The organism is Microbulbifer sp. ABF4_148 (genome assembly GCF_056158985.1).
The window spans coordinates 1,967,551-1,982,595 of record NZ_JBSWUI010000001.1 but is presented as its reverse complement, the minus strand read 5'-3'; the positions used below and the strand labels follow the sequence as shown (position 1 = coordinate 1,982,595).

The 15,045-nt window shown below is 56.9% G+C and carries 15 protein-coding genes; 2 read left to right on the top strand and 13 right to left on the bottom strand.

Translation table 11 applies throughout. The features are described from left to right. The first annotated feature begins 69 nt into the window (after positions 1-69). Positions 70-1,554, top strand: a complete 1,485-nt coding sequence (gene mltF, locus ACXAD0_RS08590; RefSeq protein WP_475087961.1) for a membrane-bound lytic murein transglycosylase MltF — start codon at positions 70-72, stop codon at positions 1,552-1,554. A 55-nt stretch (positions 1,555-1,609) separates the two neighbouring features. Here mltF and ACXAD0_RS08585 read toward each other — a convergent pair whose 3' ends face one another. From ACXAD0_RS08585 to ACXAD0_RS08550, 8 genes are all read right to left on the bottom strand, one after another. Beyond that, positions 1,610-2,254, bottom strand: coding sequence for a TIGR04282 family arsenosugar biosynthesis glycosyltransferase (locus ACXAD0_RS08585; RefSeq protein ID WP_475087960.1), 645 nt, complete (start codon positions 2,252-2,254; stop codon positions 1,610-1,612). Positions 2,255-2,261: 7 nt separating this feature from the next. Next, complete coding sequence (locus ACXAD0_RS08580) at positions 2,262-2,945, bottom strand: TIGR04283 family arsenosugar biosynthesis glycosyltransferase (RefSeq protein ID WP_475087959.1); 684 nt, start codon at positions 2,943-2,945, stop codon at positions 2,262-2,264. A 1-nt stretch (position 2,946) separates the two neighbouring features. Then, positions 2,947-4,419: a dihydrolipoyl dehydrogenase family protein gene (locus tag ACXAD0_RS08575; protein WP_475087958.1), complete on the bottom strand. Its 1,473-nt coding sequence runs from the start codon at positions 4,417-4,419 to the stop codon at positions 2,947-2,949. Beyond that, positions 4,416-5,114: a TVP38/TMEM64 family protein gene (locus ACXAD0_RS08570; RefSeq protein ID WP_475087957.1), complete on the bottom strand. Its 699-nt coding sequence runs from the start codon at positions 5,112-5,114 to the stop codon at positions 4,416-4,418. Before ACXAD0_RS08570 ends, ACXAD0_RS08575 begins: the two co-directional genes overlap by 4 nt. Before the next feature lie 25 nt (positions 5,115-5,139). Continuing rightward, entirely contained in the window at positions 5,140-6,087 is a 948-nt protein-coding gene (gene arsS / locus ACXAD0_RS08565) for an arsenosugar biosynthesis radical SAM (seleno)protein ArsS (RefSeq protein ID WP_475087956.1), read from the bottom strand. Between the two features lie 59 nt (positions 6,088-6,146). After that, complete coding sequence (gene mtnP / locus ACXAD0_RS08560) at positions 6,147-7,046, bottom strand: S-methyl-5'-thioadenosine phosphorylase (protein WP_475087955.1); 900 nt, start codon at positions 7,044-7,046, stop codon at positions 6,147-6,149. Positions 7,047-7,156: 110 nt separating this feature from the next. After that, the gene (locus ACXAD0_RS08555) at positions 7,157-7,447 is read right to left on the bottom strand and encodes an antibiotic biosynthesis monooxygenase family protein (RefSeq protein WP_475087954.1); all 291 of its coding nucleotides are present in this window, start codon (positions 7,445-7,447) and stop codon (positions 7,157-7,159) included. Between the two features lie 39 nt (positions 7,448-7,486). Beyond that, positions 7,487-8,014, bottom strand: a complete 528-nt coding sequence (locus ACXAD0_RS08550) for an arsinothricin resistance N-acetyltransferase ArsN1 family B (RefSeq protein ID WP_475087953.1) — start codon at positions 8,012-8,014, stop codon at positions 7,487-7,489. Positions 8,015-8,310: 296 nt separating this feature from the next. Between ACXAD0_RS08550 and ACXAD0_RS08545 the strand changes: the two genes are divergently transcribed. Then, complete coding sequence (locus ACXAD0_RS08545; protein WP_475087951.1) at positions 8,311-10,236, top strand: ferric reductase-like transmembrane domain-containing protein; 1,926 nt, start codon at positions 8,311-8,313, stop codon at positions 10,234-10,236. Here the strand turns inward: ACXAD0_RS08545 and bla are convergent. The 5 genes from bla to ACXAD0_RS08520 form a co-directional block, all read right to left on the bottom strand. Next, entirely contained in the window at positions 10,233-11,147 is a 915-nt protein-coding gene (gene bla / locus ACXAD0_RS08540) for a subclass B3 metallo-beta-lactamase (protein WP_475087950.1), read from the bottom strand. The genes ACXAD0_RS08545 and bla overlap by 4 nt on opposite strands. A gap of 50 nt (positions 11,148-11,197) precedes the next feature. Next, the gene (locus ACXAD0_RS08535) at positions 11,198-11,704 is read right to left on the bottom strand and encodes a GNAT family N-acetyltransferase (RefSeq protein ID WP_475087949.1); all 507 of its coding nucleotides are present in this window, start codon (positions 11,702-11,704) and stop codon (positions 11,198-11,200) included. A 63-nt stretch (positions 11,705-11,767) separates the two neighbouring features. Continuing rightward, complete coding sequence (locus ACXAD0_RS08530) at positions 11,768-12,226, bottom strand: GNAT family N-acetyltransferase (protein WP_475087948.1); 459 nt, start codon at positions 12,224-12,226, stop codon at positions 11,768-11,770. Between the two features lie 151 nt (positions 12,227-12,377). Continuing rightward, entirely contained in the window at positions 12,378-13,634 is a 1,257-nt protein-coding gene (locus ACXAD0_RS08525) for a DUF418 domain-containing protein (RefSeq protein ID WP_475087947.1), read from the bottom strand. A gap of 558 nt (positions 13,635-14,192) precedes the next feature. Further along, complete coding sequence (locus ACXAD0_RS08520) at positions 14,193-15,020, bottom strand: DUF2306 domain-containing protein (protein WP_475087946.1); 828 nt, start codon at positions 15,018-15,020, stop codon at positions 14,193-14,195. Positions 15,021-15,045: the final 25 nt, after the last annotated feature.

Genomic DNA, 15,045 nt, shown 5'->3' with positions numbered 1-15,045 from the left:
CTGGGATGAGGCGCAGAGCGCCCGAAAATGCTGGCGAAATCACAGCTGAAGGACCAGAGGGGACTGTTTATGATCACGAAAAGCCGTGTTTTGCGCTACAGCCGACGCCTTGTCAAAGGCCTGGCTCTGGCCCTCTGTGCTTCTCTGCTGGTCGCCAGCAAAGCCCCGAACACGCTCGAGCAAATAAAAGCCTCTGGCAAGCTCGTGGTCCTGTCGCAGAATGGCCCCACCACCTACTACGAAGACGCCAGCGGCACCCATACTGGCTTCGAATATGGTCTGCTGGAAGCCTTCGCCGCCGATCTCGGCGTCGAGCTGGAAATCCGCAATACCTACAGCCTGACAGAGATCTTCTCACGCCTGCAGGACACCGACACCGAGAGCCCGATCCACCTGGCCGCAGCGGGCCTGACGGTCACCCCGGAGCGCCGCGAGCAGGTGCGCTTCACCCCCTCTTACTTTGAGATTCGCCAGCAAGTGATTTACCGCCTGGGCGAGCAACGGCCGCGCAAAGTCGCGGACCTCGAGGGCAAGAAGCTGGCGGTGCTCGCCGGTAGTGCCCACGCCGAGGAGCTGCGCAAACTGTCGGAACGCTATCCCGGCCTCGAGTGGGAAGAAATTCCGGAAGTGGATGCGACAGAGCTGGTAGAAATGGTGAACGACGGCCAGTTCCATTACGCGGTTGTCGACTCCCATGCCTACTCCGTTCACCGGGGCCTGTATCCCAACACCCACATCGCCTTCAATCTCACCCAGTTCCAGCCCGTTTCCTGGGCTTTCCCCAAGTCAGATGACGACAGCCTGTACCGCGCCGCGCGGCACTTTATGCTGCGCGCCAATACCAACGGCCTGGTTTCCGAGCTGCGTGAAGAGTTCTTCGGGCATGTCAGCACCCTCAATCCCGGTGGTGCCCAGGCGTTTGCCAAGAATACCCGCGAACGCCTGCCCAAATGGCGCGATGCCCTCAAAGCGGCTGGCGAGAAATACAATATCGACTGGGAACTGCTGGCTGCCCTCAGTTACCAGGAATCCCACTGGAACCCCAAGGCCCGCTCACGCACCGGGGTTCGCGGCCTGATGATGCTGACGCTGGGCACCGCACGCGAACTCGGCGTGAACCGCCTGGACCCGCTACAGAGCATTGACGGCGGCGCGCGCTATATCGCCCAGATCCGTGAAAAGATCCCCGAGCGTATCCGTGAACCCGATCGCACCTGGATGGCACTGGCCTCCTACAACGTGGGCTACGGCCACCTCGAAGATGCCCGCATCCTGACCGAAAAAATGGGTGGCAACCCCGATCGCTGGGCCGACGTTCGCGATCATCTCCCACTGCTGGCCAAGCGTCAGTACTACAAGCACAGCAAGCACGGTTACGCGCGCGGCTGGGAGCCGGTCACCTACGTAAAGAATATTCGTCACTACCAGGCACTGCTGACCTGGAGCGGCCGCATTGAAGAGCAGCGCATCGCCCGCGCCAAGCAGGAAGAGCTGGAAGCCCTGGCCAATGCAGAGCGGGTCGAAACCAATAGCGGCACCGTGCCCGCGCTCTAGGCGCCCCTACTCCCGCAGAGCTCCAGAATGCACGCAGGATGCACCTGCACGCTCATCAGGAAAACGGCTCAATGACCTCGCGCAACGCGGGGGGCAGATGCTGTAGGTCCGCAGGCTCATCAACATCCGGTAGTTCCTGCAGCCATAGCGCATCGAATTGCCCATCAGCAATGCGCGCGCGTGTCTGGGCTGCCACGCGTTCTGTGCTCCACTCGATCCCCTGAAACAGGTTTGCCGCCGGCCGGCTTAATCCCATCAGGGTATAACCGCCGTCAAGCGCCGGATGTATCACCACGTCGTGCTCTCGCAACGCCTGAGCCGCAGCCCGCAGATGTGCGCCATCCAGCGCAGGACAATCCGTCCCTATCAGGACCACGAACTCTCCTCGACCCAGCGCCCGACTGGCGGCACGCCACATGCGCGCCCCCAGATCACCGTCCCCCTGAGAGGAAAGCTGCACCGCATCGGGCAGACCGGCAGCCTGCCAAAAGACATGATCAACGCCCGGCGCGACACAGAGTTCGACTACATCGGCACCACAGGCAAGTGCCGCGTCGAGGGTATGCCATAGCATCGCCTCAGCGAGTCGCGCGGCGCCCCCTGGCCCCAATGCGGGTATCAAGCGAGTTTTCGCCATTCCGGGCTCTGGCGCCTTGGCAAAAACAATGATCCGAATGGGAGAGCTGGAACCGGGCGTCATGCATCACCTAGCGGTAGCGAGCGGCGATTGCAGCAGCGGGGACGCCCCGCCAGTAATCAAAACGCAATCGCCACATCAGCAAGATGGTTCGCCACACCCCGCGGCACTCCCAGCGCCGTCCAGAAGTAGACACTTTGTCCCGCAGGCACACGGGTCTCTGCTGGCACAGCAGGCGCTTGCTCAACTCGATATCTTCCATAAGCGGCTGCGCGGGAAACCCCTGTATGCGCTCGAAAACATCGCGACGCACGAAGATCGCCTGATCACCGGTGGCGATGCCGGTGAATCGAGACCGCAGGTTGATCATCAAACCGATCAGGGGAAACCAGAGACTACGACCGGCGATACGCACGTCGAACCGCCCCCAGTGTCGTCCAGGCGCCAGCGCTTTTATCACACGGTCGAGGGCATTGTCCGGCAAGCAGGTATCGGCGTGAAGAAACAGCACAATTTCCCCAGCCGCTTGCTCGGCGCCGGTGTTCATCTGCAGGGCGCGGCCACGCTCTGACGAGATCACCGTCAGTCCGGACTCACTTAACGCCTGCGCGGAGCCATCGTCACTACCACCATCCACGACAATCACCTGGCATCGAGGGTCCACCTCAAGTACACGCAACTGGTGCGCCAATGCAGGAACTTGATCGCGCTCGTTGAGCACCGGCACCACGACAGTTAACTGCGTCGCAGACATGTCAGCCCCTGCGCCAGCGATGGAATCGCTCCAGCCAGCGCAGGGCCCCCTGGGGTGCGTGCGCACGCTTCCAGTTGCCCGCAACAAATCGATTGGCTTCCATCAGGGTCGGGTAAATATGGATCGTACCGAGCAGCTTGTTCAGACCCAGCTTGTGCTTCATGGCGAGCACAAACTCCGCAATCAATTCTCCGGCATTTTCGCCCACGATGGTGGCGCCGAGAATGCGGTCTTTACCCGGCACCGTCAGTACCTTTACGAAGCCACGTGCACGCCCCTCGACAATCGCCCGATCGAGGTCGTCGAGATCGTAGCGCGACACGGTATAAGCCACGCCCTGCGCTTTCGCCTGTTCTTCCGTCAAGCCGACACTGGCGACTTCAGGATCGACAAATACCGCACGCGGCACCAGCGAGTAATCCACGCGGAATTTTTTCAGGTCCCCAAACAGGCCATTGACGGCCGCATACCACGCCTGATGGGATGCCATATGCGTAAACTGAAAAGGCCCGGCCAGGTCACCGGCAGCGAGAATATGCGGATACCCCGTGCGCAAATGATCATCGAGGGACAAACGCCCCTCGTCCAGCAGAGCCAACTCCTCGAGACCAAACCCCTGTACACGCGGCTTTCTGCCCAGTGCCAGCAGCAGCGTGTCAAAACCCTGCTCAAACCCCCCGTCGGCATTGCGTAACGCCGCGGTATTACCACCGGCAAAACCGAGCGCCTCGGTACCGGTGAAGACCTGCACGCCCTCCTCGCGCAGCGCCGCCGTCACCGTCGCCGACACTTCCGGATCTTCCGCAGGCAACAGTCGCTCCGCCTTTTCCACCAGGGTTACCTGGGAACCCAGGCGAGACAATGCCTGCGAGAGTTCACAGCCGATCGCACCGCCGCCCAGCACCAGCAGCTTTTCCGGGGCGCGCGGCAAGGCTCCGAGGTAATCCCACAGGGTTTCACTGGTAAGGTAATCAACCGTATCGAGGCCCGGCAATGGCGGCACCAAAGGGGCAGCACCGGTTGCGAGCACAATCGCGCGCGCGGTCAGCCGTTGCTCACCACCGTCATTCAAGTTGACCTGAACTGTCCAGGGGTCAACCAGGCGCGCGCGTCCCTGCAGGACTTCAACGCCCAGGCCGGTGTATCGCTCCACACTGTCATGGGGTTCGATCTGCTCGATAGACGCACGCACGTGCTGCATAACCCGGGGGAAATCAATGTCGGGCTCGCCGACCTGAACACCAAACGTCGGGGCTTCACGGGCTTCCTGTGCAATGCGCGCACAGCGGATCAATGCCTTGCTGGGCACACAACCGGTATTGAGGCAATCGCCGCCCATCGGACCGGCTTCAATCAGGGTCACCCGCGCTTTCACTGCAGCGGCAATGTAGGACGTGACCAGTCCGGCAGCACCCGCACCGATCACGACCAGGTTGCGGTCAAACCGGCGCGGCTTAGAAAAATTCGCGTTCATGCATCACCTCCACTGGCGTCGCCTCGCATTCGCTTCACGACAGCCAGTACACGTTTGGCGAGCAGCGGGAACAGGCCAAGCAACACGAAGGAAAGCAGCAACTGCGGCGACAGGATATCGCCGGGGCTTTCGATCTGTGCGAGCTGGGTACCGGCGTTAACGTACACGATGGTGCCGGGCAGCATGCCCAGCTGGCTGACCCAGTAAAACGTCCAGGGCTTCAGCTTGGTGAGCCCCATCAGGATATTGATAACGAAAAAGGGGAACAAAGGCACAAGACGCAAAGCGAACAGGTAAAAGGCCCCCTCTTTTTCCATACCGCTATTGATTGTTTCGAGCCGATCACCAAAGCGCGCTTGCACCCAGTCATGCAATAAATAGCGGGAAACCAGGAACGCCAGGGTTGCCCCAATGGTGGAAGCAAACGAGACAATCACCGTGCCCCAGAACAAGTCAAACAGGGCACCGGCGGCGAGGGTCATGATGGCCGCCCCGGGCAACGACAACCCGGTGACCGCCACATAGAACAGGAAGAACACCAGCGCCACCAGTAACGGCGAAGCTGCCTGAATATTGCGGAACTCCTCGTGTCCGGCTTTCAGGTTTTCAAAAGTCAGCACCTGATGCAGGTCGAACAGGAAAAATGCCGTCGCCAGTACAGCGAGCACAATGAGTACAACAAGCTTTTTGCTCACTATAAACTCCAGAACCTATAAAAACTCAGAGCGCGCCGCCGCAACTACTGCCCTGCCCCGCGGTACACCCAAAACAGTGGTCAGCGATGCGAATCGGCGCGTTATTCAGATCGCGCTCCAACAGGTCGCGCAAATGCAAACGTCCCGGCAACGGCAGCGCCAGTTGCTGGTTAAAATCGCAATCGTACAGGTTTCCCTGCCAGTCGACGCTCACCAGATTACGACACATCACACCGGCCAGATTGTCCTCACTGTAATTATCCTTGAGCAGCTGCATGTATTCGTTGAATTGCCCCTTGGACACCAGCGTGGAACCAAACCGCTTGATCGGCATATTGGCCAGGGCAAACAGCTGGGTAAACTCCACATCAAAGTGCGCGCGCAACTCACGGCGGTAGTCGTCCTCCAGCGCCTGCTGGGGCGGCGGCAGGAACGGCCCGAGCGGGTTATACACGAGGTTCAGCTTCAAGCCAGTCCCCGGCTTGCCGTAGCCCAGCGCATTCAGCTGCTGTAACGCCGCGATACTCTTGTCGAAAGTCCCCTTGCCACGCTGTTGGTCGACATTCTCCAGGGAATAGCACGGCAGGGAGGCCACGACTTCGACCTGATGCTCCGCCAGAAACTCGGCGGTATCTTCCTGTCCAGGCTCAAACAGCACCGTCAGGTTACAGCGATCCATCACGTGCACGCCCAGTGCCCGCGCGGCGCGCACCAGCGGCCGGAAGCCCTCATGCAGCTCCGGTGCGCCGCCGGTGATATCGAGGGTGGACAATGACTGTGCACGCAGCACATCCACCACTTGCTGCAGGGTCTCATCGCTCATCATTTCTGTACGATTCGGGCCCGCATTGACATGGCAATGCACACAGGTCTGGTTACAGCGGTAGCCAATATTGATTTGCAGGGTATCCAGAGGCGCCCGGCGCAACGCCGGAAAATCCGAAACTTCTAACAGCGGCAAGGTATCGTGCATGGGCTCTCCATTGTGGCCGGAATCTATCCTACCGGCCGATTCTGTATCACCGCGGGCGCTCAGACGCTCGCTGTCTCTTCAGAAACCTCAGTCGGTTTCAGGAAGGTATTTATTACAGCCGCTCGCTCTGGTGCCATCGCCTCCAGCGGTGTTACCAGGCCACTGGCCAGGGCGGTATGGGCGGGGGAAACCGGCTGCTCGCTGCCCAGCAAACGTATTGCTTCGGCGGCAATCACCTGGGCCCTGGCGGCATTGGCCTGCAGGCGGCCGATCGCGACCTCGGCGGTCACCGCCTCCTCCTGCGGATGCCAGCAATCGTAATCGGTCGACATCGCCAGGGTGGCGTAGGCAATCTGCGCCTCGCGGGCGAGTTTCGCCTCCGGCATATTGGTCATTCCGATCACCGAAGCGCCCATGCTGCGGAACCAGTGGGATTCCGCGCGGCTGGAAAACTGCGGCCCCTCGATACACACGTAGCTGCCACCGCGGTGCAGCGCTACCGATGCATCCTGTTGGGTCGCCTCAAAAGCTCGGGCAAGGGCATCCGCGACATTCGGGCAAACCGGGTCGGCCATGGAAACATGGGCCACTGCCCCATCACCAAAGAAGGTCATCTCGCGCTTGCGCGTCATATCGATGAACTGGTCCGGGATCAACATATCCAGCGGGCGGACGTCCTCCCGCAAAGAGCCGACGGCAGAGAGGGACAGCAGATAGCGCACACCCAGTGCGCGCAGCGCGTACAGGTTGGCACGATAGGGAACTTCAGAGGGGATCAGCCGGTGGCCGCGACCATGCCGGGCGAGGAACGCAACCGGCACACCGTGAAGATTGCCGGTAATAATGGCATCAGAAGGCTTGCCGTAAGGCGTCTCCAGAAAATGCTCCTGCGGATCTTCCAGCCCTTCCATCTGGTAAAGCCCACTGCCACCGATTACGCCTACCAATGCCTGCGCCATAGCGATCTCACTCCTGTTTTGCGGGCAACCAGTATAGAAGCGCGGACCACGGCTGTATATCGCGGCCACAATGGGGAAAAGTGGAGGTCAGAGGTGACACCTGCGCCCAACTAGGGAGACGCGTAGCGGCGCTGGACCTCCACGATTTCTACAGAATAAGACCGATACCACTGGCTGCGCCCCTGGGCCTGGGCAAGCTGATGCTCCGGATCCTGCTTCCAGGCACGAATGGCCTCCTCCGAAGGCCAGTAGGATATCGCTACCTCATCATCACCCTCGGTGACCGCAATAAAGTCGATGCATCCATATCGATCAAAAGCCAACTGACGCATCGCCGCCGCAGTGAGTGTGTACTCATCGTCCAGCTGTCGTATTTTTGCTCGGAAAATTACCGCGTACATTGGGAGTCGATACCTCCTGCTGATTAATGGGACGATGTACTAGGAGTCTGCATCACCGATGGGCAGCGTCACTTGCCAGTAGCCAACATCCAGCCACTGGTCGAACTTCCGCCCAACCTCTTTGAACTGGGCGACCTGAATAAAACCCAACTTTTCATGCAAAGCGACACTCGCCGCGTTGGGGAGTGTGACACCGCCAATCACAACATGAACGCCCATCATCTCAAGCTCTGACAACAACGCAGCGTACAATCGAGTCCCCCAACCCTTCCCTTTGGCAGGAGCATCGAGGTAGACCGTCGATTCCACAGAGAAACAATAAGCTTCTCGCTCACGCCAGCGCGTTGCATAGGCATAGCCCTGCACACCGTCAGTTGTTTCCAGTACTAACCAGGGAAATCCGGAACGCGTTACTGCTTCGACTCGAGCGATGATTTCTTCTACGGACACGGGGACCAGCTCGAACGTCACTGTCGTCGACTGGATATAGGCATTGTAAATACGCGTGATGGCGCCAGCGTCCGCAGGTCTCACCTGCCTGATGTTGACCGTTTCCAGACTCGCCACAACCAAACTCCCCCGCACAGTGCCCATCGATTTCTTATCCACCTCGCCAGCTCAACATTCTAACCTCGCCTGCGAGCCACACGAGCAGAACCTTAGGCTACTTGGTACTCGCGCCTCAGTTCAAACGAACGCGCCACTGATACGTGCATCGACTCACTCGGAGCCGACCACGATATCGCCGCGTATCAGACACCAAAGTGGTTGAAAATAACGCACCCACACCAGATAATCGACCAAATTTCATACTAATAAGATCTGCCGTATTTGATCGAACCTGGTACAACGGGGAATCGACAATGGGCTGGCGAACCAATCGCTTAATCAAGCGTGCCTACCGGAAGCTCGCGGGCAACGACGAACTCATCGATTATTCCGACTGGAAAAAAGCACTATCTGTGGATAGTGACTTTCTCGCCAGACGCATGTTTACCGTCATCGACAGCGATGGCTCGGGCTATATCGACCACAACGAATTCCGGGAGTTTGTCCTTTCCCTGAAAGGCACGGACCGAATCGCATTTTTGTTCCGTTGTTACGACGTGGACGACGATGGCAAGCTCACCCGTGAGGAGCTTCGATCCATTTTGTCCACGAGCCTGTCAGAACAGGATCTGGCATTGTCACAGGACACGCTCGATGAGATGGTGCAGAGTGTACTCGATGCCGCACAGGTCAAGAAGCACAGCCTCAACGTGCGAGATTTCGAAGCACTCTTTGAACATTTTCCCGACCTGACCCAACAGCTCGACCACTTTCTCCGACAATTACTCGGAGAAAAGCCACGGCGAAAAAAATCGAACCACCCGGTTGCGGACTTCACGAGACGCATCAATGCAGCCCTGCATGTCTCACTAGTACCAGGCCTGTGGCTCCTCGCTTACATTGCGGCGAACGCCTATCTGTTTACCAATGCGATGGCCCGCTATGCAGAGGAAGGCGCAAGCCTTGCTGTGCAGATTGCACGCGGCGGGGGTGCTTGCCTGAACCTCAATGCCGCACTCATCCTGATCCCTATGCTGCTCAGTATTCTCAGCTTCCTGCGGCACAGCGCTATCCACAAGCTGTTGCCCCTGGACCGGCTGACCGACGCGCACCGTCTCTTCGGCTACGCCATCATCCTGTTCTCGGGAATACATATCGCCGCGCATATCGTGAATTATGTGCAAACCGATCAGGCACTCGCAGAAAACCTGTTTGCCACGACCGTCGGCCTTACCGGCGTGGCGATCACAGTTTGCCTGCTTCTGATGTGGCGAAGTGCCCAGCGCAGAAAGGCGAACTATGAGCGTTTCGTGCTCACCCACTTGCTATATGCGCCATTCATGGTTGCACTGCTCCTCCATGCGCCGCACTTCTGGCTGTGGTTTGCGCCAGTTGCCACGCTGCTGCTGATCGATGCACTGATACGCTTCTTCTTCCGTTACAAGCGCGTGGAGATCACTGAGCTCAAACCCCTCTCCGAACGGGTCACCCAGGTAAAGTTCAAGCGCGGCAAGCACTTCAAGTTTGTCCCCGGCGACTATGTTCGCGTGCGCATCCCCGCGATCTCTCGTTGGCAATGGCATCCCTTTACCCTCAGTGCAGCGCCGGAGTCTGATCGTATTGATATCCATGTGCGTCATGCGGGCAACTGGACAGCGGCACTGAATAATCTGGCCAACAAGAAACACAAAGACCGGCAGAAGTGGACGGCCTACATTGATGGTCCCTATGCAGCACCGACTTCTGGTTTCTACCGGGCGCCAGTAGCCGTCTTGATCGCAGGTGGGATTGGCGTCACGCCTTTTGCGTCAGTGATTCACTCCTTCTTGAAGTCGATGCGAAACACCCCGGGACAGCTGTATTTTCACTGGCTCAACCGCTCCCAGCGATCCTACAGTTGGTTTATCGACCTGATTCACCAGGCCGAAGCCAAACTGGGAGAGTCCCGGTTCAAAGGCACCATCCACCTGACGCGCCTGAAACTGAACCTGTCGAACCTGCTGCTGCAGATCGGGTTCAATGCCTACTGGGGCAATCACGATAAAGATGCCTTAACCGGGCTGCAGGCGAGAACACAGACCGGCCGCCCAGACTGGGCTCAGGTGTTCTCAAAGCTACGGAGCGAACATCCGAAGACACCGGTGCATATCTACTTTTGTGGGCCCAAACAACTTGGCAAGCAGTTAAGGCGGGAAGCAGCGCGGCAAGGCCTGTTATTTCACGAGGAACAATTCGACTAGTGCTCTCCATCGGGCTGCTTTTCATGCGCCAGACGTTTCTCCAGTCTCTGGGAAACTTTCTGAGCATAGTCAGCACAACCGTTTGGGTCGGTCAGGCCAGTAGAAGATTGGAGTCGTTCACGCATCTTGCTGGCGGAAGGGTGTGGCGCCAGGATTATGTCGCATTGCAGTTTCGCGAGTTTCTCCAGGCCCTGCTGGTATCTGGCAACATACTCGGGATGATCACCAAAGTGGTAACCGTCACGGCTGATCGGTGACAGGCTATCGGCATAGACGATGGACACGCATAGGTCTTCTTCACAAGAATTCCACTGCCAGCTCAGCGCCCCTGCAGTATGTCCCGGGGTCGCTACCGGAGTCAGCGCCAGATCGCCAAGCTGGACTTTTTTACCTTCGGTAACGAGTCCGTCAACCCTCGCGGGTGGAAAAGGCTCATGCATACCCGCTTGCGGATCGACATCCGCAGTCACGCCAGAACGCAAAACCGGTGCCGCGTCTTTGGAGGCCAGCAGATATGCCCCACTCAGTTGTTGAAGTTTGGCCAGCCCGGCGACATGATCGAAATGCTCGTGGCTGTGCAGCAGTACCTTGATATCTTCAAGAGAGAACCCCAGCGACTGGATATTCGCTGCGATCACCTCTGCACCCGCTTCTGTGCCCCCATCGATCAGTACGTGGCCGGAATCACCCGTCACCAGAATCGTCGAGATACCACAGGTGCCCACGTAGTAGGTATTGCCAAAAACCTGGAACGCGGGGCCGGGTTTGTCCCAATCATCCCAGTCCGTACAGGCGGTAACCCAATCCGCGCGTGCCTGGGTCTGCGCAGCTTGGGCATCAGTACCCGCGACGCCGAGAGAAAAGAGACAGAACAAGAGAGAAGGCATACCGAGCCGGGCTGGAAAAGACATGAGAACCTCGTATCCGTCAGAGTAATGCGCCAGAACCTGGAGATAGCCGACTAGTCAGGACGCCGCTCCATCAATGTGCAGCCAAGCATATCACCATTGACCACTGCGAAATCCGACTCGTAACGCACCGCGGTAAAATCATGCTTCTGCAGTACCCGGCGAGACCCCGAATTGTTGTCCAGTACCTGCGCACGCAACCGCAATTGGCCGAAGCGTAAACCTGCTACTTGAATCAGCTCTGCCAGACATCGGCTCGCCACCCCTCTCCCAATCTGGGCTTCGGCGACTCGATATCCAACCTCGGCCACCCCGGATTTAGTACAGATCGCTTTCAGATTGGCCCTGGCGATAATTTCACCACCGTGAAGCAGTATGAGTGGCACCAGTCGCCCGGCCTTCTCCAGAGCGACACAATCCTGTATATGCCGACGCACACCTGACTCTGAATAGAAAGCTTCCGGTCTCGCTTCGATCAGGGTTTCAAACCATACCCTGTTCTCGCGCTCAAACTGGTCAAGCTTTTCGAAGTAAGTCTCGGAGAGAAGTTCAAATTCCATGGAGCCAGAGCCACATCCAGGCGTATCAACACGCCTGCGTCCTGGTAGTTTACGGTCCCTATCTTATGGGGGAGATGAGATATCCAGATACAAACGCAGCATATCTTTATGCTGTATACCGTTCTCAAAGAGCGGTTCAGGGTAGTGATCCAGAAAGTGGTCCTTCACCACAGTCTCGACCCGAAACCCTGCTCGTTGGTAGAACGCGAGCTGATAACCAAAAGTACCCGTGCCCAGCTCCACTCTGGATATGCGCTTGCTGGCCAACTCAGCCAGGACAAACCGCAATAACGCAGAGCCAGTCCCGCGCTGCTGATTCTTGGGACAAACGGCAATATTGAAGATCTCAGCCCTATCGCCGCCAGTAGGTTTCACTACGCAAGCGCCAATTATCTGGTCTTTCTCTTTTGCAGCGAAACACCAGGCCCCTTCGAGATAGGATCGGATACGACGCTCAGACGGATCCGCTTGCAACAGCAGACTCTCAGGGACCTCACTGCGCTCTACTTCGAAATATTCCATGTTTCAATGCAAAACTCGGAGGATTTGGCATGCTGACAGCGTAGCGCCCACCCATTTACAAAATACCGCATTTGCCGCAAGCCATTGCCCCGCTCCCCCCCAAACTCGCCGTTCGAACGGGCCCGGACAGCAACCTGACGTCCGCAAATCATCATGAATTTGCAGCCGGTTCCAAATTTCCGAGTTCAGCTTGCTCAGGTCTGCGACGAATCGGAATTCGCTGGTTCAAGGTGGCCATTCTCCACACCCATTCCAGCGGGCCGAAGTGAAAGTTTCGCATCCAAATCCGGCTAATCACAATGTGGAAAAGGGCCAAGGCTATCGCCAGTAGAGCAAGCTGCGTATTTTGAAGCTGACCGATCAGCCCCAGACCCCAGCCATATAGCAAGAAGCAACCGATCAACGATTGCAACAGATAGTTGGTCAACGCCATTCTTCCATAAGGCGCCAACCACTTCACTAGACGCGAACAGACTCGAGTTTGAACCAGTAGTAGAAATGAACACCCATAAACGAAGGAGGTCGCGAGGCTTGACAGGTCGTATATGCTCAGAGCGATCGCCTCTTGCCAGGTATTAAACGCCAGAGGCTGACTGAGCAATGAAAAAACTACACCGGTCGCCACTGAAAAAACTACCATTGCGGCAATAGAGAAATATAGGGTCTTCTTGATTAACGCCTTATTTTCAGCGAGGTTTTGAAGCAAGCCTGACCTGCCGATCATTACCCCCAGCAAGAACAGGCCAAATGTCATATAGCCCCTGCCAAAAATCCCATACTGAAAAGCCAACAGGCCCTCAAGCGCGCCAGTATTATTGGTCAGAGCCAAATCCAGCAGACTGCCTGAAGAAATCACTTCATAGTAGTTCACCATCGATGGCTGGTCAGCCGAAAAGGCATCCAAAGACGATAACGGCAAAATAAAACTGAAATATTTCCCCGCGCCTAAAAACAGCAAGGCAGAAATGATTAGCAGATTACGATTGGACAGCGAATGGATTAGCAGCAGTAACACACCGAGAACCGCATACGTCGTCAGGATATCTCCCCGATATATCCAATGATGAATCCAACCAAACAAAAACAGGAAAAACAGCCTTTTCAAGAATCGCCCAACATACGGCTCACGCTGTCGGAACGGCCTCTCTATCTGCATAAAAAAGCTCAGGCCGAACAAAAAGGAAAATAATATATAGAACTTTCCAACGACGAAGGTTTGAGTGATCCCACCAACAATTTGATCGGCCAGCGTCAAATTGGCGACGGACGAGATCCACGCAGGTGCTGGCGCAGCCAGATATTGCTCCAGGAGATGCGCAAAACCAACGCCAAGTAATGCGAAGCCTCTTAAGGCATCAATACTATCAAATCGGACTTTCACACCTGATTCCTGATCGATAGGGCTCATACAAAAAATCCTTTTCTCTCAAAATTGTGCTGATTTCGAAGACCATAGCGATGACTGAGAGAAGGCCTCAGCGGCCATCAAGCAATGGCGCCCGCTCGGCCCGCCATTCTTAGTCCGACTTGATCTTATTGGTATGACCAACACCCAGACTTCTCAAATCTGGCTCTGTCCATAGTGTGCATTGACTTTGCACCCAGAGACTGGGCTGCTTTCTCAAAACGGGGGCAACGTACTTTACGCCTATTGAATAGCTCGCCAAACGCTCTTTTATGCCGGCAACTTTTCTCCGAGCGGTTGTATTGTATTGAAGCTCGCAAAATATTCGGGGCCAGCCTTTGTATATTTTTTTTGGTTTGCGTTAACTATTAAATATATAGCCACACTCAAAGCAATAAAAACAGCCTAGATTTGCAAGTTTTTATCTCGCATAGATAGATTTGCTGCTTATTTTTAAAGGATCGCAACGATCAGAGTTGCTCCAGGGAACCTAAATTGATGAATTGTGGTTGGTCGGCGCACCCTTAAAGATGCATTGCGCGCCAACCCGCCCACGCGAACCTAGATCCGCGGCAGCCACATACCCAAGGTCGCAGCAAAGATACCGATGGCCATAAACACGGTGAGCGGTATCAGTGTACTGACAAAGGCAATCTGGGTACCCTGCCCGGCTTCACGCTTCTGGCAATGGAAGTACCACTCCAGCATGGCCAGCGGCAGCAGGTACTGACCGAAACCCAAAGCATACAGAAAGGGGCCGGTAAAGGATTTCCAGTCGATCCCCCACCCGCCGGTGAGCATTGCCCACCCCATCAGGGCTACGCGGAAAAACCAGACTGCGCTGGCGGCCATAAAGAGGCGCAAGGCCCATTGACGGTGCTCGGTGAACCGCTTGCGCATGGCCGTACGGACCGCCAGAAATGCGAACACCAGAATTAGTATGCCGTCGATGGTAATGGTTATCTGCGACACCAGATTGCCAATGGTGTGCCGGGTCCAGGTCATGTACAACCCACCGGCGCTGCTGATCACCGCTGCCAGCAAATAGCTGCGTCCCAGCCAACGATGAAAAGTGGGCGCATACCGGCGGATAGAGGGCACCAGCTGCAGAGGGCCACCGCCAATCACAATCGCCGCCAACAGCACATGGCTGACCGAGGCCAGGTTACCCAGTGTATCGCCCTCACGGAATCCCGCCGGCAGATGCAGGCCCTTCAGGCCGTATAGCCCGGACTCTGCAATCGGTGGGTAGAATACGGCCAGAATGTAGGCAAAGAAGATGGCATGGCCGATGGCCGCGACCGTGAACCAGGTTTTTACCGACAGGTTAACGGCCCGCCGGGTATCAATTGGCCGCGGCAGAGTTTGGCTGAGTACTGCGTCGTTCATGGGGTTTCTCCAGACGATTAGGTAG